General features: G+C 43.2%; 23 protein-coding genes. 1 reads left to right on the top strand and 22 read right to left on the bottom strand.

Features of this window, described 5'->3' with window-relative positions:
• Window positions 1-2: 2 nt before the first annotated feature.
• The 22 genes from BUA73_RS07030 to BUA73_RS06920 all read right to left on the bottom strand — a co-directional run bounded on the left by BUA73_RS07030 (window position 3) and on the right by BUA73_RS06920 (window position 18,521).
• Window positions 3-776, bottom strand: coding sequence for a distal tail protein Dit (locus tag BUA73_RS07030; protein WP_044037658.1), 774 nt, complete (start codon window positions 774-776; stop codon window positions 3-5).
• A 15-nt stretch (window positions 777-791) separates the two neighbouring features.
• Window positions 792-3,248: a phage tail protein gene (locus BUA73_RS07025; protein ID WP_072903426.1), complete on the bottom strand. Its 2,457-nt coding sequence runs from the start codon at window positions 3,246-3,248 to the stop codon at window positions 792-794.
• 208 nt (window positions 3,249-3,456) lie between these two features.
• Entirely contained in the window at window positions 3,457-3,840 is a 384-nt protein-coding gene (locus BUA73_RS07015; protein ID WP_044037662.1) for a hypothetical protein, read from the bottom strand.
• A 2-nt stretch (window positions 3,841-3,842) separates the two neighbouring features.
• Window positions 3,843-4,442: a major tail protein gene (locus BUA73_RS07010; RefSeq protein ID WP_044037664.1), complete on the bottom strand. Its 600-nt coding sequence runs from the start codon at window positions 4,440-4,442 to the stop codon at window positions 3,843-3,845.
• Window positions 4,443-4,444: 2 nt separating this feature from the next.
• The gene (locus tag BUA73_RS07005) at window positions 4,445-4,789 is read right to left on the bottom strand and encodes a hypothetical protein (protein ID WP_044037666.1); all 345 of its coding nucleotides are present in this window, start codon (window positions 4,787-4,789) and stop codon (window positions 4,445-4,447) included.
• Window positions 4,786-5,217 carry an HK97-gp10 family putative phage morphogenesis protein gene (locus BUA73_RS07000; protein WP_044037668.1) on the bottom strand — a complete coding sequence of 144 codons (432 nt, stop codon included), beginning with the start codon at window positions 5,215-5,217 and terminating at the stop codon, window positions 4,786-4,788. Before BUA73_RS07000 ends, BUA73_RS07005 begins: the two co-directional genes overlap by 4 nt.
• Window positions 5,210-5,545: a head-tail adaptor protein gene (locus BUA73_RS06995; RefSeq protein ID WP_044037671.1), complete on the bottom strand. Its 336-nt coding sequence runs from the start codon at window positions 5,543-5,545 to the stop codon at window positions 5,210-5,212. Before BUA73_RS06995 ends, BUA73_RS07000 begins: the two co-directional genes overlap by 8 nt.
• Window positions 5,546-5,548: 3 nt before the next feature.
• Complete coding sequence (locus BUA73_RS06990) at window positions 5,549-5,857, bottom strand: head-tail connector protein (protein ID WP_044037674.1); 309 nt, start codon at window positions 5,855-5,857, stop codon at window positions 5,549-5,551.
• A gap of 18 nt (window positions 5,858-5,875) precedes the next feature.
• The gene (locus BUA73_RS06985; RefSeq protein ID WP_044037676.1) at window positions 5,876-6,094 is read right to left on the bottom strand and encodes a head fiber protein; all 219 of its coding nucleotides are present in this window, start codon (window positions 6,092-6,094) and stop codon (window positions 5,876-5,878) included.
• Between the two features lie 12 nt (window positions 6,095-6,106).
• On the bottom strand, window positions 6,107-7,300 hold the full coding sequence (locus BUA73_RS06980) for a phage major capsid protein (protein WP_044037678.1): 1,194 nt from the start codon (window positions 7,298-7,300) through the stop codon (window positions 6,107-6,109).
• 19 nt (window positions 7,301-7,319) lie between these two features.
• Window positions 7,320-8,009: a head maturation protease, ClpP-related gene (locus BUA73_RS06975; protein WP_072903425.1), complete on the bottom strand. Its 690-nt coding sequence runs from the start codon at window positions 8,007-8,009 to the stop codon at window positions 7,320-7,322.
• Window positions 8,010-9,254 carry a phage portal protein gene (locus BUA73_RS06970; protein ID WP_072903424.1) on the bottom strand — a complete coding sequence of 415 codons (1,245 nt, stop codon included), beginning with the start codon at window positions 9,252-9,254 and terminating at the stop codon, window positions 8,010-8,012.
• A gap of 112 nt (window positions 9,255-9,366) precedes the next feature.
• Window positions 9,367-9,879 (bottom strand): dihydrofolate reductase family protein, encoded by a 513-nt coding sequence (locus BUA73_RS06965; protein WP_072903423.1) that lies wholly within the window; start codon window positions 9,877-9,879, stop codon window positions 9,367-9,369.
• 88 nt (window positions 9,880-9,967) lie between these two features.
• Window positions 9,968-11,572, bottom strand: coding sequence for a terminase large subunit (locus BUA73_RS06960; RefSeq protein WP_072903422.1), 1,605 nt, complete (start codon window positions 11,570-11,572; stop codon window positions 9,968-9,970).
• Window positions 11,573-11,655: 83 nt separating this feature from the next.
• Window positions 11,656-11,847, bottom strand: a complete 192-nt coding sequence (locus BUA73_RS06955) for a DUF5049 domain-containing protein (RefSeq protein ID WP_072903421.1) — start codon at window positions 11,845-11,847, stop codon at window positions 11,656-11,658.
• A 66-nt stretch (window positions 11,848-11,913) separates the two neighbouring features.
• Window positions 11,914-12,141 (bottom strand): DUF4314 domain-containing protein, encoded by a 228-nt coding sequence (locus tag BUA73_RS06950; RefSeq protein WP_072903420.1) that lies wholly within the window; start codon window positions 12,139-12,141, stop codon window positions 11,914-11,916.
• Window positions 12,138-12,830 carry a virulence protein gene (locus tag BUA73_RS06945; RefSeq protein ID WP_072903419.1) on the bottom strand — a complete coding sequence of 231 codons (693 nt, stop codon included), beginning with the start codon at window positions 12,828-12,830 and terminating at the stop codon, window positions 12,138-12,140. The genes BUA73_RS06950 and BUA73_RS06945 overlap by 4 nt, the downstream gene beginning before the upstream one ends.
• A gap of 101 nt (window positions 12,831-12,931) precedes the next feature.
• Complete coding sequence (locus tag BUA73_RS06940) at window positions 12,932-15,091, bottom strand: DNA cytosine methyltransferase (protein ID WP_072903418.1); 2,160 nt, start codon at window positions 15,089-15,091, stop codon at window positions 12,932-12,934.
• Window positions 15,084-16,325 (bottom strand): site-specific DNA-methyltransferase, encoded by a 1,242-nt coding sequence (locus BUA73_RS06935; protein ID WP_072903417.1) that lies wholly within the window; start codon window positions 16,323-16,325, stop codon window positions 15,084-15,086. Before BUA73_RS06935 ends, BUA73_RS06940 begins: the two co-directional genes overlap by 8 nt.
• Window positions 16,300-17,481, bottom strand: a complete 1,182-nt coding sequence (gene metK / locus BUA73_RS06930; protein WP_143146984.1) for a methionine adenosyltransferase — start codon at window positions 17,479-17,481, stop codon at window positions 16,300-16,302. Before metK ends, BUA73_RS06935 begins: the two co-directional genes overlap by 26 nt.
• 17 nt (window positions 17,482-17,498) lie before the next feature.
• Window positions 17,499-18,050, bottom strand: a complete 552-nt coding sequence (locus tag BUA73_RS06925) for a P27 family phage terminase small subunit (RefSeq protein ID WP_024400905.1) — start codon at window positions 18,048-18,050, stop codon at window positions 17,499-17,501.
• Window positions 18,051-18,161: 111 nt separating this feature from the next.
• Entirely contained in the window at window positions 18,162-18,521 is a 360-nt protein-coding gene (locus tag BUA73_RS06920; RefSeq protein WP_072903415.1) for an HNH endonuclease, read from the bottom strand.
• 284 nt (window positions 18,522-18,805) lie between these two features.
• Between BUA73_RS06920 and BUA73_RS06915 the strand changes: the two genes are divergently transcribed.
• Entirely contained in the window at window positions 18,806-18,997 is a 192-nt protein-coding gene (locus BUA73_RS06915; RefSeq protein WP_027625332.1) for a helix-turn-helix transcriptional regulator, read from the top strand.
• Window positions 18,998-19,014: the final 17 nt, after the last annotated feature.

Below are 19,014 nucleotides of genomic sequence, written 5' to 3'. Positions count from 1 at the left end.
CATCACCTCCATCGGCTTTTTGCTTGTATTTTAAGTTCCGTAAAATCCGCTCCTACAGGAGTAATCGTCACAGTATTGTTACCCTTACGAAGTACAGGGAAATTGAGTTCTTGCATAAGCGGTAGACCGTTACGGAGTGTTTCGCCGCTAGTATCAACGACCTTTGCTGTGACCTTTCCTGTATCAATGATTAATGTTTCACCATCATACAAAGGGCCAATAACACGAATTTCTTCATTGTTAGTCTGAATGGAAACATATGTGTTTGTTCCTGATGGAATTATTCCTTTTACCAAGTACACAGGCTCAGAGTCGGCATTCCCTTTAAGCCTTGTAACGGTACTTTCTCCCATGACCGATATGCTATAGGTTTCATCCGTTAAAGCGTAGGCATGAGGATCTGGGCAAACAAACTTCAAATCAAATGCACCGGCTGAAAGAATGAGTCTGTCACAGTCCACAGCTTCTGACAGACGAGCAGTAAAATAACGGTCAGGTACATCGTCTAAAACGAGTTGTTGCACCCCACGTTCAGGATTTAGCCATTCAGCAAGGCTATCCATAACAGATACCAGTTTAGAAAATTTATATTGTGGGTAGACATTGCAATGAACTGTGATTATTTTCTCTGCAATATCGCTGCCAAAGTCAGCTACACCGGGCTTGCCAGGTATCGTTACAAAGGAGTTTCGCAATGAGGGTGATGCTTGCCAGTATGTCAGCCTAGCCTTGATACTCATTGATTGCGATGATATGCCGTTAAATGTGAACCCCATTTTCATCCTCCTTCCTTAAGCGGGATTGAAGCGTCCTTGCGCCCTCGAGCCAGTTTCCATCAAGTTGTACAGTTCCTGTGAAATCCTGCGGATATCGTCCTCGGATCGAACTATCATCTGCTGTATGGTGATAAGCGAACCACCAAAGCCCCCAGTACCGACTGACCCATTGATAGAGCTACTAAGGTTTATACCTGGTGTGTCAAAGTCTGTGGGGATAGCGTTTTGCATATCCTCACCAACCTGCGCCATCGTCTTCTCAAAGCCTTGCCCAAGCCCCTGTGCCATATTGTCACCAAGTCCTGCAAAAAGTGCAGAAGGTGAGCGGATGCCAAAGAAGTTTTTGATTTTATCCACCACACCACCGAAGAAGCCGGATATTTTCCCCCAGAGCCATGCACCCGCATCAGAGATTCCCTGCCATAGACCCTTGATGAGATTGCCACCAACTTGAGCCATCTGCCCAATTGAACCCGTAAAACCCTTAACTAAAGCTGTGATTATCTGTGGGACAGCTTTGACAACCTCTACGATAATAGTAGGTAGGTTTTTAATCAGTGATACTAAAAGTTGTATACCCGCCTGAATTATCTGCGGGATACTGCCAATAATTGCATTGACAAGCGAGGTAATAATCTTAGGTATCGCTGCCACCACAATAGTAATGATGATTGGTAAATTTTGAATTAAGGCAATCAACAGATTCACCCCGGCATCAATTATTTGGGGGATTGAGCCAAGTATCGCCGTAACTAAACCATCAATTATCTGTGGGATTGCAGCAACTATTGCTGCAATGATTTCCGGCAATGCTTCAACTAGTGACACCAAAAGCTGTATACCTGCATCGATAATCTGCGGAATGGCGCCAATGATAAAGTCAACTAAAGCGGTAATGATGGCGGGTAATGCGGCAATTAACTGCGGAATAGCGTCAATTAGACCTTGGGCAAGCCCCATAATAAGCTGAAAGGCTGCCTCCAGTATCATTGGCAAGTTGTCAGTTAATCCTTGTACAATCTGTGTAACTGCAAGAACCGTTGCTGGTATGAGTTGTGGTAAAGCCAAACCGATGCCTTCTACAAGTGCAGTGACCAGTTCCACTGCGGCATTAATCAGGAGTGGAAGATTATCGATCAATGCCCCAACAATCGTCATTACAGCTTCAACAGTAGCTGGAATAAGTTCTGGTAAAAGATTCAGAATTGCCTCCAGTACTTGAGAAAACAGTTCTGTTACAGTGCCAAGAAGCATAGGAAGCAAGTCGCCTACCGCTGATAATATCGCACCTGTTGCCGTAGGTAATGCAGTTACGATATTCTCTAAAACTGGGACAATATTAGCAACAACCGATTGGAATGCATCTACAAGATTCTGTGTCAAATTCGTCATATCTGCATCGGCATTGCCAAGTCCTGCTGTAAACGAGCCGAGTGCGGCTTGGAGTAGACCCAGCGAACCTGTGACGGTTTCTGTTGATTCACGGGCAAAGTTGCCTGCATACTGCTCTGTGTTCTCAAAGAACATCTGCATGGCTACTTCAGCTTTTTCCGCTTGTGTTGCGGTGTTCCAAGTGAAATCCAGCCCTTTTGCAAGTGCGTAGGCTTCGATATTGGTAGCGTTCATAGCAACACCCAGGTTATCCATCATATCAAAGTTACCCTTTGCCGCACCTGTGACCGCCTCCAGTGCAGAGGACATATCGATACCCATAACAGATGCCATATCCGCCGCTCGTTGCATAGCCTTTTCAGTTAGCTCAAGACTTCTCTGTTGCTGTATACCAGAGCCTTGAAACAATGCACCCATTTTGTTTGCCGTAGCAAGATACTCACTTTGGGAAACACCTAGATTTTTGTAAGCCTCTTCACCAGTTTTTTGAATGGATGTGGCATATTGACCAAATACCGCCTCAGAGCCACCGAGATTCTGTTCTAACTCCCCGAACTGAGTAACTACCTCTTTCCCTAGCTTTATAGCAGCAGCTCCTGCTGCAACAGCAACTGTACCCATCGCCACACCAATGCCTTTAAGGACACCGCCTAGCTTCTCAAACTTGCTACCGGCTTCATCTGCACTATTACCTGTATCCTCAAGTTCCTCTCCAAGATCATCTGCTTCATCAGCAGTCTCTTCTAGCTCTCGTTCCATATCGTTAAGTTGAGCTTTTGCATTATTCAGCTGAATAGCCCAATTTTGTGTACGTCTATCGTTCTCGCCAAAACTCTCAGAAGCATTTTTTAGAGCGGCTTCCAGCGTAGAGATTTTATCCTTTTGTGCCTCAATGGCCTTGTTCAAAACTTCATTTCGAGCGGTTATCGCCTGAACACTTTTATCATTTCTATCAAATTCCGAGGACACGAGTTTCATCTCACTACCTAGAACCTTAAAGGACTGATTGATATCACGAAGGGCGTTCTTAAACTCTTTTTCTCCCTCAATGCCAATCTTTAAGCCAAAATTATCAGCCATATGTAAACGCCTCCTTTCTAATTCAATCCTTCGGGGATTATGTCCTCAATGAAGAGTTCTCGCTTCCGGTTAGCAAGTCCCAAGAACTGGCGATGACAATCCCACAAGTCCATGAGAAGCCCTAATGGTGTGAGCCATGTTTCTTCCTCAGTACGGTTAAGATGCACTGTTCCGTAATAAAGAAGCCGAGTAAACAATTCATCATCGCTTACTCGGCCTCGGTGTTTTTTGAGTTGTCTTCACTTTCAATATTTCTCTTTGTTCCTTTGAACATAGCTTCTGTAATGGCACTTTTATAAGTTGCAAGTTCTAGTGGTGAGGTGAGCAGTTCCACCTCATCCTCGGTCAACACATCCTTTGGAGCTTCTTTATTTTTCAGATTGTGAATGAGAATGGATTGGTTTGCTAAGAGAGTAATAAGCCATATTATCTCATCCAAAGCCATCTCAAAGTTTTCGGATTTCAGCAATTTCTCTCCCAGATTTTCCAAACCACCATAGCGGCGGGCGATTTCTTTTGTAGCTTTGGTCGTGAGGATAAGCTCATGTTGCTGTCCGCCAATATTAATCATTGCACTTCTTTCGTTATCCATCCTTATTCACCTCCGCCAGAAACAGCAAAAACAGGTTCATAGACTTCCGTATACCAACCACTGATAGTAGCTGGTAAAACTCCTTCATCATCTTCATTGACCTCCGCTTTCCACGGATGATTACCATTTCCGTCTAATTTATTTCTGCGCGATACAGTTCCCTCAATGGTTGGTGTAGAAAAAGTGATAGAATCTCCCTTTGTAGCCAGGTTGGTTGAAGGAACACCAAACTTTACCCTGTATAGCCAGAAGTAGCGGTAATGTCCATTTGCCTTTTTCGCTCGAAAACCGATAGCAACAGGGCTTCCTCCATCCTCACTAGCTGAAATAAGTACACCATTATCATCCGTAGTTGCTCCTGTGAGACTCTCAGCAGCTTTACGTCCAATGTCATCCACACCAAGAGATAGTGTTCCGTTTTTGAATTCTTTTATAATCTCTGCCGCTCCGTCATCAGCGTAAAGGGTAGCTTCCGCAAGCTCAATGGATAGCTCTGCGGAGATGGCCTTTGCCAGCATAACGGGCGTACCATAGGTTTCGTCTCCGTTTTCGTCCTCTGTAATGGGAGCATAATAGAGACGGTCAAGTCCTATCGTTGCCATAATCAAACCTCCTGTAATTCATATTCTTTTGCCACATCAATGGCATAATGATGGTAGTCCGTATCATCCTCATGTCCAATATAACGACGATCCGTCACGGTAAAGTCTGCATCTAGGAACGCACGAACAAGCTGATTCTTTCGTATTTGATAGTTGTTTTTACTAAATAACGATAGCCGTGCTTCCTGTATCTCAAACTGTGGACGATTGTCTGCGTGAATATCAAAGGTATCAGAAAGAGGTGTGATAACAACATACTCATCAGGGGCTTTGTCCTTGAACACACCAGTTTCCACAAGAATACCTAGACCATCCACAATTCTATTTAGTTCCAATAATATACTCATAGACTGTTAATCTCCTCCTCCAGTTTGGCAATCATTGCCTCCACACACTGCTTTCTTGATTTAGATTTTGCGGGTTTTAGAAATGGCCTTGCAGGCTGCCCATGTTTACCATATTCAATGATATTAGCAATTTTGGCATTACTACCACCATCGCTTCTCGGTTCTGAAAACCCAACCTTGACATTATAATTACCTTTACGGTCTTGTTTTGCTGAAGTAACACCAAGGGAGGATACAAGTTCTCCCGTGGATTTGGACGGGTATTTTGTTCCCTTTCCAACAACAGAGCGTAGATTATCTTTGACTTTAGCAAGCACAACTTCGCCACCAACTTCTAGTACCTTTGGGATAATCACATCAGTTTGCTCAGCCAATTTAGATACCTTAAGAAGAAATTCCTCAGGCATTCTTACATCCACTTTAGCCATTCGATGCCACCACCTTTTTTGCTAAAACCTCAATATACATTCCTCGGCCTTTTACATCTTCTACACCGGTAATTTCATACCGCCCATCACTATCTACAATGACCATTTTTGCTGTCACATGGATACTAGGGATCCTTCGAAAACAAAAAAGAGCGGTGGCTTCAGAAAATACCGCCCTGTTTGCCCATTTCTCATTACCATGTCGTTCTTCCTTATACGCACGAACCGAGGCAATAATAGTGTCACTGATTGTACCAAATCCCTCGCTATCCTTATCGTTTTCAACGGCAACTATATCGATAAAGGTATTCATTTTCCCATAACTCATAGGCTACACCTTCCATTCACGATCTAACCGAAGTAGTAGGTTCACCGTGTTCCAAACCTGCTGCCCCGCCTGTACGCTATCGGCGAAGAAACCAGCCGTCGAGCCATCTCTGCTTTCGTAGAAATGACTCGACAGCATGATAACGGCCTGTTCAGTAGTTGGGGGCATGGTATTCTCAGAATAAAATTCCTGGGGCAGGTGTTGATAGCTTTCAGCATATGAGATAGCAGCGGTGATGTACATTTTAAGAAGTTCATCATCAAGGTCATGCTTAAGAATTAGATTTTCTTTGACCTTTTCAAGTATTGTCATCACTCCACCATCCTTCCATTAAGGAGCGTCCGCAATCATAATCCCCGCGACTTTTAGTTTGGTGAGCAGATTATTAAAGTCTGTCACCAAAGTTTCTACACTATCAGCGGTACTATCTGCCTGATTTTCAAGAACAGGAAGCCCCGTAATCAAGGCCCCCTCTTTAATTTCTAAAACACCACCGATAACAGTTTTTTCTCCGCCTTGTTCGGTATAATTCTTCGTATTATAACTCATAATGCACCTCCGTTACGCTTTCTGTTGAAGTACCTTAACAGCCTCCGGTAAGATAAGCTTTCCATCAACACGCTGAGTAGCAATAAAGCCCACCTGTCCCGTAACAGCATAGAGTTCATTTAGTCGTTTGAATACTCGTCCTTGACGATCTGCCACCCAGTAATAACTAAAATCACCGAATACCACAGTCTTTGCACCTGCTTTTGCAGTAGGTACATATGATGAGGTATACAGCGGGCGGTTAAGAATCGTATCAGGTGTTCCCGCTTGGATGGAAGGTTGCCATAGGTATTGCCCATTACCGTCTTTCAATTTACGAATAGCCTTTATAGTGGCATCGTTCATTACGAATACTGCCTTATTACGATACGGTGCTTTTAAGCTGTAGAATAAATCTAAAACCTCATCCAAAGTGATGGCAGTGGCACTTGCCGCAGTAACACCCACTTGACCGCCGCCAGTAGCATTTAAAATCCCTGTTGGCTTACCTGTGCCATCACCTACAAAGAAGGCTTCCTCTTCCTTGTTACCAATGCGACGGGCGAATTCTCTTGTGATGTAGCTTTCGAGATTAAATACGGAATCATTTAGCAATTCCTCAGAGACTTTAATCATCGTTGCTAGTTTATAAGCACCGATGGATACTTGACCGAAGCTGTCATCACTTTCGGGAATGGCTCCTTCTTCATCGATCCAGCTTGCAGTGCCTTTGCTTGCAACAACAGGAATCTTGCGGTCACCAGAAGATGTCGTGATTACATTGGCCAACCTACGGAAGATATTTTCTTCCTCTAGGGCTTCTACAAGCGTACGCTCAAACTCATCTGGCACGAGGAATCCGCCTTCGGAATCAGTGCCAATCTTTAAAGCGTTCCTTACTTCATAGCTGACATTATCACGCATCGCATTCCAGAAAGCTTTTTTGTATTCAGCACTTGCACGACCAGTCTTTTCCTCTCCAGTTCTAGTAGGTTCGTTCGTAATTGGGTTACTGGTTGCTTTCGACAGTTCCAAGTCGATAGATGCTTGACGTTCTAAACGCTCAATTTCCTTACCAAGAGCCACCACATCGGCTTCCATTTTTTCATAGGTTGTCGTGTCCTCAGCGGATAACAGTCCATCACCGCCACGTTTTGAATCAAGGAATGCCTTTGCTGCGTCCCAAGCTTTAGCGCGTTTCTCGCGCAATTCAAGAATTTTACTCATTGTTATTTCCTCCTTTAAATTAGTGCGAAATTAAAGAAAGCCGCTTATCCAGCGACTCGATGGGTGTACCTGTTTTCTGTTTTGGTTGTTTTGGCAGTTTGCTGATAAGCGAGTTAGTAACCGCCATCCTGCTAAAGATAAGACTATCCGTCAAATTTGGTGTTTCACTTTCCATGAACATGATCTTGTCTGCAAAACCAAGTTCAAGGGCTTTATTTGCATTCATCCATGATTCTGCATCCATCAGATGGGAGAGCTTTGTTCGGGAAAGGCCTGTCTTTAACTCGTAGGCATTAATAATGCTTTCCTTGACCTCATCCAATAGAGCCTTTGCCCGCAACATTTCCTCACTGTCACCGATAGCAATCGTTGATGGATTATGAATCATAAGCATGGAAACTGGGGACATATATACATCTCCACCTGCCATTGCAATAACGGATGCGGCACTTGCTGCAAGCCCATCAATCTTTACAGTGACTTTTCCGGTATACTCCATCAGCATGTTATAGATCTGGGCTGCTGCGAACACATCACCGCCAGGGGAATTAATCCACACCGTAATGTCGCCGGTGCCTGCCAGCAGTTCATCTTTAAACATCTTAGGTGTGACCTCATCGCCCCACCACGTTTCTTCGGATATCACTCCATTTAAATAGAGGGTACGTACTTCATCAGAATCTCGCACCCAGTTCCAAAACTTCCTCATTTACTGACCTCCTTCGGTTTTGGCAAACGCGCCTGCGTCAGCCAGTTTTGTCATATTTCCGTTAACCAAATATAAATCGCCGCCTTCCTCAGCCGGTATGCGGTTCATATCCTCCAGTTCACGGATATCGTTGGCAGACATCCAGCCATTTTGTCGACCTGTAGCGTAGCCATTCATACGACTTTGGTAATCACCACGAAGCAGACCGTCCAAATTGAACTTGATAAACAGTGAAGTTTTCTCAGAAGGCAAAATAAGCGATTGCTGGAGACTTTGTTCCCATCGCACCACCCACGGATCGAGAGTGTATTTTACAAACTCCAAGGACTGCTGCTCAATATTGGAGAAACTAGACTTCTCAAGATCACCCACCATATGGGGTGGTACTCGGAAAATCCTCGCAATCTCATTAATTTGGAATTTCCGTGTTTCAAGAAATTGCGCCTGTTCCGGCGGGATACCAATGGCTTGAAACTTCATGCCTTCTTCCAACACAGCGATTTTATGAGCGTTGCCTGTGCCTTGGTAGGCGCTATTCCAACTATCCTTGACCCTCTGTATATCTTTGATTACTCCTGGGTGTTCCAGCACACCTCCAGGATTAGCACCATTGGCAAAGAATGCCGCACCGTACTCCTCAGTGGCAAGGGACATACCGATTGCATTTTTCGCCATAGCGATTGGGCTATAGCCAATGAGTCCATCAAAACCTAAGCCGGGTATGTGTAGAACTTCATCTTTACGGAGTGTGACATAGCCACCTTTGGGATTTAGACCACTTTCGTCAGTATCACGATAGTAGATATAGACCAGCTCTCCGTTTGTTGCTCGGCTAACTTCCATTTTGTTGGGGAGTAGGGGATAAAGAGCCACTGCCTGCCCACGACCGTTTCTGACCACCTGTGCATAGGCATTGCCCCAAAGCAAAAGATGACTCATCAGTGTTTCTCGAAACACGAATGAAGTCATCTCTGGATTTGGTTCATCATGAAGAAGGTAATACAACGGGTGGAAAGGAATCCTTTCTTTACCTCCATCAGAACGATATCTATATACATGTAGTGGCAGTCCTGCAATCGCTTCAGCTAGTATCCTTACACAGGCATACACTGCTGTTGCCTGCATTGCAGTGCGCTCATTCACTGTTTTACCAGATGACGTACCGCCAAACAGAAAGGAAAACGCACTGCCCACACGGTTTTGCGGTTTGTCCCGAGCTTTAAAAATATTAGTAAATAATCTCATCAGCATCACTCTCCTTGAAATGGACATAAAAAAAACACCTCGTAAAGAGATGCTTTAAATTTGAATATTTCAAACACATAGTTAAGTAACATATAGTATAAAAGTTGTGAAGCTATATTTTATTATAAATTAATTCTGCAAATTGTCCGTATTTTTTTACTTCTTTCAAGGAAAATCGCTTTAATGCTTCCTTCTGTGAAAACAATGGTATTCCCTTCCCCAATAACACAGGAGCAATCTGTATTATCATATTATCTACCATATCATTATCCAATAAAGGAGCTAATATTGTGTTCCCTCCAATAACCCAAATGTTTTTATCCTTTTCTATTTGTTTAACAAACTCTACTATATCACAATTAACAGGAATAAACCCCTCAACTGATAAGCTTTCAGCATGTGTAAAAACATAGTTTTTAGTGGTTGGATAAAAGCTATCTATATTCTCAATATTTTCAATTTCGTTAAATGTCCTTTTGCCCATGATAGTAATATCCATACTTTTATAAAAACTTTCATAATCAGTTTCTTCTATTGTACCGGCTTGATATAGCCAGTCCATGTTATGGTTTTTATCAGCTAGATAGCCATCCATAGTTATACAGCCATAAAAAAATATACTCATTTTAACCCCTTTCTAATACGTACACATATTAAATTACTCTTCCATAGTAAAATGATTTTTTAATATTATACCAAAAAACTTGTAGAAGTTAAAGTATAAACAAACCTCTCTCGTCATACACCGAATCTCCACTATTACCTGAGCCACAGCGTATAGCACGGTCAAGTGCCATGATAGTCGCTACTGCACCATCTATTTTTTCTGTACTTTTTTCTTTATCCGGCTTCACGTTGCCTGCCGGATCGGTTTTTATAAAGATGTTGTCCATCATCCAACGAAGTACTGGATGTCCACCGTGTGCTATTCTTTCTTCTAATGTCAGCTTCATAAGTTCCTTTGTAGGTGGTGACATATCTTTAAAACCTTGACCGAAGGGAACTACTGTAAAGCCTAACCCTTCAAGGTTCTGCACCATCTGAACAGCGCCCCAGCGGTCAAAAGCAATCTCTCGAATGTTGTACTTTTCCCCCAGTTCTTCAATGAATTTCTCAATGTATCCATAATGGACTACATTTCCCTCGGTGGTTAAAATATAGCCCTGCTTCTCCCAAAGGTCATATTGCACGTGATCTCGTCGAACTCGGAGGTCAATATTATCCTCCGGCATCCAAAAATATGGGAGAACGATATATTTATCTGTTTCATCCTCTGGTGGGAATACCAACACAAAGGCGGTAATATCTGTTGTAGAAGATAAGTCAAGACCTCCATAACACACTCGTCCTTCGAGACTTTCTGGTTTTACTGGAAATGCACAGGCATCCCATTTTGCCATGGGCATCCAACGGACAGATTGTTTAACCCACTGATTCAATCTTAATTGCCGGAAGCTGTTCTCCTCAGCAGGGTTTTGCTTTGCGCTTTCACAAGCAGCTCTAACTTTATCGATACTTACTGTAATTCCTAAGCTTGGATTTGCTTTCTTCCATACTTTAGGATCAGTCCAATCATCCTCTTCTTTGGCACCGTAGATTACGGGGTAAAAGGTAGGATCGTATTTTCTGCCCTCAATAATATCAACTGCTTTTTGGTGTGTTTCGTAGCAAATACTTTGAGTATCCGTTCCCGCAGTGGTGATAAGAAAATATAGCGGTTGGGTCCTCGCATCCCCAGATCCTTTCGTCATAACGTCAAATAATTTCCGGTTTGGCTGAGTATGAAGTTCATCGAAAACAACACCATGTATATTGAAGCCGTGTTTGGAGTAGGCTTCAGCCGACAATACCTGATAGAAGCTGTTGGTCGGCAGGTACACCAATCGCTTAGTTGAAGCCAGCAACTTTACACGTTTATTCAGTGCTGGACACATCCGCACCATATCGGCTGCTACCTCAAATACAATTGATGCCTGCTGGCGGTCAGCGGCACAACCGTACACCTCTGCTCGTTCTTCACCATCACCGCAAGTGAGGAGAAGCGCAATTGCTGCGGCAAGCTCGCTTTTTCCCATCTTTTTAGGTATCTCTACATAAGCAGTATTAAACTGCCGATATCCATCTGGCTTTAAGATTCCGAATAAATCACGGATTATTTGTTCCTGCCAATCGATAAGTTCAAAAGGCTTACCTGCCCATAAACCTTTCGTATGGGAGAGTGCTTCGATAAAAGCTACAGCGTAATCAGCCGCATCCTTATCGTAATATGACCCTTCAGCTATAAAGGCGGTCGGCTTATATTTCTTCAGTTTCCGCATAAACACCGCCCCTTTTTGGAAAAGGACATAAGAAAAGAGCCTCAATCCTATAGATGAAGCCCTTCTCCTTATCCTGTTATTTTTTATTTACTTATTTCATCCACTTCCCCCGTCAGTATGAAATGAGCATATTCCGCTTTATGGTCTATTAAATAGACTACCAATTCATAAAACCCTCGTTCATTTGCCTCATACTGTACCCGGTCCACATCAAACATATTTGTGACTCCACTTTCTCGGATGGAAAGGATTTGTTCCTTAATTATTTCATTCATTAGTTGACTCCTTAGCAATATAAATCTACATATTTACTGTCTCATTTTGCTTAAATTTTGTATGTTTTACTCTTCGATTTTCTTGCATAAATCCTCACCAAAGGCCACTCCAAGGGAGCCACCGGAATCCCAACTGACATGAATCGTTCCTATGTCATCAACACTAGTAACCGTACCTTTCGCTCCAGGCTGAAGTTTGGTATAAGGGTCGTTCATTTTAAGTAGCATGACACGGGTTCCTGGAGTGTAATAGCTTCTAAGTTGCTTTAACATTTCTGGGTGAATGATATTCATTGTTCACTCACCTCCTGCTTGGCCGTTCCGCTTTTGAAAGCGGAGCTACCTGAAAGCTTGGAGAGGAGAATCTTTCGTTCTATCTTATATTCTGGGCCGATAAAACCAAGCCTTAGAAGGAAGCAACGGAAAGCGTACTTTTCATTCTCTACTGATTTCTCGGTGGAATTGACACGGGTCTGTTTTTTCGCCATTTCGCAAAGTGCCGTGACAAAATGGGTGTATGCCTTAACCTCTTCTGAGGAGCACTCACCTTGAAACCAAGGGAAGGCGACATATTCCTCATCTTCAATTATGGGAATGGAATCCGTATCAAGTGCTTTCTTTATAAGAGCTGCTTTGCTCTCTACTAATCCTTTTAGGTTCTCGAGTGCCGTGTCGGTAAAATCTGCCCGTGGCATTTGAATTATCAAACTGGTAGATTCTTCAGTTTCATCCGCTTCTGCTTTCGAAGGTGGTGTGTCAAATTCTTCTGAAATTGCTTTGAAGTCGTGAAGTCCCAATAGATTATCGACCAATTCCTTATTATCTGGTCCACTTAGAACTCCGTTTTTGTTAACATTGTAGTCTGCCATCTCATATGCAAATGTAGGTGCTCCGAGATATTTTACAGGGGCATTTAGTTGTTGACTGATTGCATTGACTAGCTCTTTTCTTTTTGCTCCTGTGACATTATAGTTTATCTGCATTTTTTATGCCGCCTTTCTATTTTCGGTACATACATATATCACTCTAAAGGCTGTTAATATCAAGTCATTTAGAGCATCTTTCTGTAGAAAATACTGTTTCATTAATCGGCGGTATTTTGTGTAGATAACACAATGCCAGTCAGCACAAAACAAACGCATGGAAGTGCTACGCCATTACCCCACATTTTGTATTCGGCTGCATCGGAATGAGGATTGTTAAGCCATTTTATAATCTGATTTCTTGTTTTTGGCTTTTTGCTTTTACCTATAATTTTGCGGTGAGTTTCCCAAACCTCCGTCCAGAATGAGATTTCATCTTCTGTAGGATTTTCTGTATCAAGATCGTCGCACCAATCATCGGGAAAACCTTGCAATCTTGCACATTCCGTTGGTGTAAGCCTTCGAACAATATAGTCCGGCTCAACCAATCCATTTTGATAGCCTGGATTGGTACCATTGATAATCGTATTTGATGTACCGTCCTGTCTGTAGCATTGACTTTCAGCTTTCATCTGAGGATAAAACGAAGCTGGGTGCGCCACTGCTCCAGGACCTTTTGCTGTGAGCGTAGGTTGCTGTTCTTCATCTACAGTAGGTTTATATAGAGCATTCCTTCCTTGATTAAAAGCCGCCCTATCAATACCGTAACAAGGCTGAGTCACAACAGGGGCATCCTTATAATCTCTCGACAATAGAGTAGGTGCTTTATCTTCTTCAACCTGTGCATAGGCTCCGGTAGTCATGGCATAGGCAACAGCATGACGATCAGCGGTATTAAGCGTAAAAGAAACATCTTCATCTATACCGCTTCCTTGGGGACCGTTTTTATCCTCTCTTCCAATCATCGAGCCTTGCAGAGCAACTACTGCAATACCACCTTGATTACATCCCGGATTTCCCCCATTGGCATCAATGGTCCGAGAAGTATCAGCTTCATATATACCGCTATGCGGATTGCTAGACTGCATGGAATTGCTTTTATCAGAACAGATGCCATATGCGGTGGGCACAAAAACGGTCTGATCATTATTGCATCCAAGAGTTGCAGACTTGTCATCCTGTATCAATGCACCCTTGCCACCGCCTTCACAGCCGGAGCGGATTTTTAAAGTTTTAGGAGTGTTCATAACAAGGGGTACATTCCCACCACCAGTTCCCATCCGAGAGGTTAGCGTCTGTACTTTATTATCCTCCGAGAGTTTCACACGGCTATCGGTTGGATGGTTTTCTATGACAACAGCTGTTTGATTATCTCCCATGTTTGCACGAAGTGATCCACTTAAGTTTTCGTCAGTATGGCCACCAACTCGAGAAGCAGCCCCCGGTTCAAAGGACATGACTGCACCTGGGACAACACCTGCTCTAAGTGTAGGGGAGCGTTCTTCCTCATATCCTACACTTCTGCTCTTGGCACTGTGTTCGGTGCAAAAACCGCTTGACTGCATTACACAAGGCTGATGTCCATGTTCCTCTGCACGAAGTGTTGCAGTAATATCCTTCGATACAGACATCACTCTTCCACCTTGGTCATTTAGGCAAGTTATGCTATCGCCTGTTTTTCCAGTGCAGTTTTTAGCATTGTCGGCAGTTCTTTGCCACGGGCTGCCGCTCGGCGTAAAATTCCTTGGCATGCCTTCGGACTCAAATAGTATTTCTCCGGCACATCTGTCTGCAAAATCTGCGACAAGGTAGATTCTACGACGACGTTGGGGGACTCCGAAATATTGCGCATCGATAGTTCGGTAAGCCACACTCCATCCGTCTGCCATATAGATGTCAGCGTATGGCCATCGTCCTTTTTCAGGAAAAGGCACCGAGGTGTTCGGTTCTTTGACACCGATGACCGTTTCGAGGACTGCCCTGAAGTCCTCTCCTTTATTTGACGAGAATGCGCCGAGGACATTTTCCCAGACTGCGTACCTTGGATATTGTCCATTGGTCTTACACCTCATTTCTTTAATAATTCGGATTGCTTCATAAAAAAGGACTGATTGCTCTCCGTCCAGACCGGCTCTTTTACCCGCCACACTCATATCCGTGCAGGGAGAGCCAAAGGTTATGATATCTACAGGCGGAAGCTCCGCACCATTTAATTTGTTTATATCCCCATAATGCTTCATCTGAGGGATGCGTTTGGTCGTAACTCTTATAGGAAACGGCTCAATTTCAGATGCCCATAAAGGCTCAATGCCACAGAGCAGACCGCCTAGAGGAAAACCTCCGCTCCCATCAAAAAGGGAACCAAGTGTCAATTTACTCATCTGCATTCACCTCCGGCAGGTCACAATATCTTATTTTCGAACCATCTCTTAAAAGAAACACACCATCAGAATTTCCCACTTGCTCAATATACCTTTTCACGATGACATCGCAGTACTTTTCATCCAGTTCAATGGTGTAACAAATTCTATCTGTCTGCTCACAGGCAATCAGTGTACTTCCTGAACCTCCAAAGGGATCAAGCACGATGCAGTTACTAAGGCTTGAGTTCATAATGGGATATGCCACAAGTGCCACTGGTTTCATGGTTGGATGGTCGCCATTTTTCTTTGGTTTCTCAAACTCCCAGATGGTGGTCTGCTTGCGGTCTGAATACCAGAGATGCTTGCCTTTCTTTTTCCACCCAAAGAGAATAGGTTCATGCTGCCACTGATAAGGGGAGCGACCGAGAACAAGGGACTGCTTTTTCCAAATACAAGTACCGGAAAGATAAAATCCCGCATCAGAGAATGCTCTTCTAAAACTGAGTCCTTCGGTATCCGCATGGAATACATAAATAGAAGCGTCCTTTGCCATCGCTGCTTCGGTGTTCTGAAATGCTGCAAGCAGGAAATCGTAGAACGCTTCGTTAGCCATATTGTCATTTTTGATTTTTCCAGCAGTGCCTTCATAGTTAACATTATATGGAGGGTCCGTAACTACCAAATTAGCAGTTTTCCCATCCATCAAGACATTAAAGGTGTCTTTCTTTGTACTGTCTCCACAGACTAATCGATGCTGTCCAAGTAGCCAAATATCCCCTAAATGCGAAACAGCGGGCTTTTTCAGCTCGCTGTCTACATCGAAATCATCTTCTTTTATATTATCCTTAAGGGAATCCTTAAAAAGATCCTCCAACTCTCCTGGGTCAAAACCTGTCAAAGACACATCAAAGTCTGAAGCATTTAAGTCCGTGATGAGAAGTGCTAATTTGTCTTTATCCCAATCACCACTTATTTTATTTAGTGCAATGTTCAGCGCCTTCTCCTTTTGCTCATCCATTTCAACAACTACGCATTCTATCTCATCCATGCCCATACTCAGCAGGATTTTCAAACGCTGATGACCTCCGATGACTCTGCCTGTGGTCTTATTCCATATTACGGGTTCTACATATCCAAACTCCTCAAGGGAGCGTTTAAGTTTCTCATATTCCGGATCACCCGGTTTTAAATCCTTCCTTGGGTTATATTCAGCGGGGATGAGTTGTTTAGTTTTTATCTTCTCTATCAACATACTTTTCCACCGCCTTTCTAAATTCACTGTACTTATTTACATCCTCCCACGGGAATAGACAACTATTAAAGTGACTATAAACAGCTGTATCAGAGTAAATCACATTCCTTAGACGCAACTTCTCAATGATTGCCGCAGGTCTTAAGTTGAAAACCTCCTGTGCAGCAAGAGTTAATATTTCGTCAGAAACAATACCTGTGCCAAGGGTATTTACAGAAAAGGCTACAGGATTTGCCTTACCAATGGCATAGGATATACTAACTTCACATCTCTTTGCATAACCACACCAGACGATATGTTTTGCAATGTACCGGGCCATATAAGCACCACTTCGGTCAACTTTAGTGGGGTCTTTGCCACTAAGTGCGCCACCTCCATGAGACGCAAGTCCTCCATAGGTATCGACCATAATTTTTCTACCAGTTAAGCCTGTATCGGCAGCGGGACCACCTTCGACAAATCTACCAGAGGGGTTAATGAGAATTTCTGTTTCATCATCAAATGGGAAGTCCTCAAAGCACTGCCATAGGACATTGTTAAGGATATCTGTCTTTAGTTCTTCCTGTGTTTTATTCTTATCATGCTGTACCGATATCACAATAGTCTTTATTCGCACTGGAGTGTCCCCTTCATATTCCACCGTCACCTGTGCTTTACCATCTGGGTGTATACCTTTTATCAGTTTCCCTTTTCGGCAATCATCCAGTCTCTTTACAATCCTGTGAGATAGTACAAGGGGTAGGGGAAGCATTTCTCCCGTTTCCTTTGTAGCATAGCCATACACAGTTCCTTGGTCTCCAGCACCTATCGAACCATACTGTTCATTTATTCCATTTCTCACTTCCAGTGCAGTATCCACGCCAGTTGCAATATCTACACTTTGTTTGTGTACAAATACATAAATCAAGAATTTAAGAGGGTTGTATCCAATCTCTTTAAGGACATTCCTAACAATGTATCGGATGTCTATTTTCTCGCTACAGGAGATTTCGCCCGCCACGATAATTTTCCCTTTGGTTGCCATTACCTCACAAGCGACACGTGATGCTTTGTCTTTACGTAAACATGCTTCTAAAATGCTATCTGCTATGATGTCGCATAGTTTATCAGGATGTCCGGCACATACACTTTCAGCTGTTAAATATCTTTTACTCATTATATATCTCCTCATCTTTATTTTCCTCTGCGGGCAGATAGCAGTCGCTCCATCACATCGTCCTGTGGGTTTAAACCAGAATACTCTGTAGCACAATTCTCTTTAACGATTTGATAAATCTCCATCCACAATCTGTTTGTCTGACTCATAAAGTTCTGACTCATAGCTACATAAGGACTTTGAATAGCATTGCCGGTAGTTGGATGCTTGGCAAGAAAGCCAAACTCAGTTACCGCCTCCTCACACTGTATCCATCTGGCCGCACTCATGGCATATCGTTCTAGAAGCTGTGGGAGCACCAAATGGGCACAGCCTCGCTCCTCAAGCCATTTCCAAGTAATTTCATAAATCTCGCTGGCTACTAGGGTTTTCCCGTCCTTTTGCACCGCTGAGAGCATGGCCCTTGGCTTTGGCATTTCCTGCCCCTTTAAATCAGCGGTATTTTGGAAGTCAATGATTTCTAGCTTTCTCTTACCTGGATTACCCTGTGCAATTTTATCAGCAAGTGGTTTCTTTTTTTGACCAGAGCCTATACGGGCACCGCCACGATTTGTTCCATCTTTGGCCATTCACTCACCTCTTTTCGTCGATGGGTCTATTACCCTGTTTGAAACCGCGAATTTTCACGCGTTACCCCACGCCCGTTACACAAATGAAAAGCTGTGGAGATTTGACTCCCCCTACCGGGTTCCCCAGCGGCCTCCATCTCTTGCTGTGATAGCAGAGTGGCAAGGAGTACAAAGAGCCATCAGATTACTTCTATCGTGAGTCCCTCCTCTTGCAAGAGGAAGAATGTGATGGACTTCATTTGCTGGGGTCAGCTTCCCTTGTCGTTTACATTCCTCACAAAGAGGATGAGCTGCAATGTAGCGGTCACGTATCCTTTTCCAAGCACGACCATAACGCTTACGGGTTGCTGGGTCACGGTCATACTTTTCATACCGTGCGGCTTCCTTCTTGCCATGCTCTTCACAAAAGCGCTTGTCGGTTAGCTCTGGGCAACCAGGGTAAGAGCACGGTCGCTTAGGTTTCTTTGGCATACTTGCACCTCCTTTTGCCCATAGAAAAAGCCCTCGCAGGAGAAATGCTCCCGTGAAGGCTTCTGTTTATTAATATTCCATACTACCATTATATAACTTTCACTACGGACAAACAGTGTCATTGTGTGCCAAACTGTGCCAAAGTGTGCCAACCTTTTACGAGCATTCAGATTACTGCGTACAAAAACCACTAATAGATACATTGAAATGTCCAAATTTATTGACATATTTATTGAAATTGTTATAATAAAAAATGTCCAATATCTTTGACATAGGTGATACTGTTGAAAAATAAAATTAAAGCAATACGGAACAAATTGGGGATAACACAAGAGCAACTTGCTAAGAAGTGTGGAGTTGTTAGACAAACAATAAATTGTATAGAGAATGATAAATATGATCCCACACTAGAACTGGCATTTAAATTATCAAAAACGTTAAAAGTAAAGGTAGATGAATTGTTTATTTATGAATAAATTTCATTCAAATTATA

This window comes from Hathewaya proteolytica DSM 3090 (genome assembly GCF_900142225.1).
GTDB lineage: Bacteria > Bacillota > Clostridia > Clostridiales > Clostridiaceae > Hathewaya > Hathewaya proteolytica.
The sequence above is the reverse complement of the archived record's forward strand: the minus strand, read 5'-3'. Positions and strand labels throughout refer to the sequence as shown.

Bases quoted from the DNA above. Each gene is read 5' to 3' on its own strand.
- BUA73_RS07030 (WP_044037658.1), bottom strand. From the start codon at position 776: ATGGGGTTCACATTTAACGGCATATCATCGCAATCAATGAGTATCAAG.
- BUA73_RS07025 (WP_072903426.1), bottom strand. From the start codon at position 3,248: ATGGCTGATAATTTTGGCTTAAAGATTGGCATTGAGGGAGAAAAAGAG.
- BUA73_RS07015 (WP_044037662.1), bottom strand. From the start codon at position 3,840: ATGGATAACGAAAGAAGTGCAATGATTAATATTGGCGGACAGCAACAT.
- BUA73_RS07010 (WP_044037664.1), bottom strand. From the start codon at position 4,442: ATGGCAACGATAGGACTTGACCGTCTCTATTATGCTCCCATTACAGAG.
- BUA73_RS07005 (WP_044037666.1), bottom strand. From the start codon at position 4,789: ATGAGTATATTATTGGAACTAAATAGAATTGTGGATGGTCTAGGTATT.
- BUA73_RS07000 (WP_044037668.1), bottom strand. From the start codon at position 5,217: ATGGCTAAAGTGGATGTAAGAATGCCTGAGGAATTTCTTCTTAAGGTA.
- BUA73_RS06995 (WP_044037671.1), bottom strand. From the start codon at position 5,545: ATGAGTTATGGGAAAATGAATACCTTTATCGATATAGTTGCCGTTGAA.
- BUA73_RS06990 (WP_044037674.1), bottom strand. From the start codon at position 5,857: ATGACAATACTTGAAAAGGTCAAAGAAAATCTAATTCTTAAGCATGAC.
- BUA73_RS06985 (WP_044037676.1), bottom strand. From the start codon at position 6,094: ATGAGTTATAATACGAAGAATTATACCGAACAAGGCGGAGAAAAAACT.
- BUA73_RS06980 (WP_044037678.1), bottom strand. From the start codon at position 7,300: ATGAGTAAAATTCTTGAATTGCGCGAGAAACGCGCTAAAGCTTGGGAC.
- BUA73_RS06975 (WP_072903425.1), bottom strand. From the start codon at position 8,009: ATGAGGAAGTTTTGGAACTGGGTGCGAGATTCTGATGAAGTACGTACC.
- BUA73_RS06970 (WP_072903424.1), bottom strand. From the start codon at position 9,254: ATGAGATTATTTACTAATATTTTTAAAGCTCGGGACAAACCGCAAAAC.
- BUA73_RS06965 (WP_072903423.1), bottom strand. From the start codon at position 9,879: ATGAGTATATTTTTTTATGGCTGTATAACTATGGATGGCTATCTAGCT.
- BUA73_RS06960 (WP_072903422.1), bottom strand. From the start codon at position 11,572: ATGCGGAAACTGAAGAAATATAAGCCGACCGCCTTTATAGCTGAAGGG.
- BUA73_RS06955 (WP_072903421.1), bottom strand. From the start codon at position 11,847: ATGAATGAAATAATTAAGGAACAAATCCTTTCCATCCGAGAAAGTGGA.
- BUA73_RS06950 (WP_072903420.1), bottom strand. From the start codon at position 12,141: ATGAATATCATTCACCCAGAAATGTTAAAGCAACTTAGAAGCTATTAC.
- BUA73_RS06945 (WP_072903419.1), bottom strand. From the start codon at position 12,830: ATGCAGATAAACTATAATGTCACAGGAGCAAAAAGAAAAGAGCTAGTC.
- BUA73_RS06940 (WP_072903418.1), bottom strand. From the start codon at position 15,091: ATGAGTAAATTGACACTTGGTTCCCTTTTTGATGGGAGCGGAGGTTTT.
- BUA73_RS06935 (WP_072903417.1), bottom strand. From the start codon at position 16,325: ATGTTGATAGAGAAGATAAAAACTAAACAACTCATCCCCGCTGAATAT.
- metK (WP_143146984.1), bottom strand. From the start codon at position 17,481: ATGAGTAAAAGATATTTAACAGCTGAAAGTGTATGTGCCGGACATCCT.
- BUA73_RS06925 (WP_024400905.1), bottom strand. From the start codon at position 18,050: ATGGCCAAAGATGGAACAAATCGTGGCGGTGCCCGTATAGGCTCTGGT.
- BUA73_RS06920 (WP_072903415.1), bottom strand. From the start codon at position 18,521: ATGCCAAAGAAACCTAAGCGACCGTGCTCTTACCCTGGTTGCCCAGAG.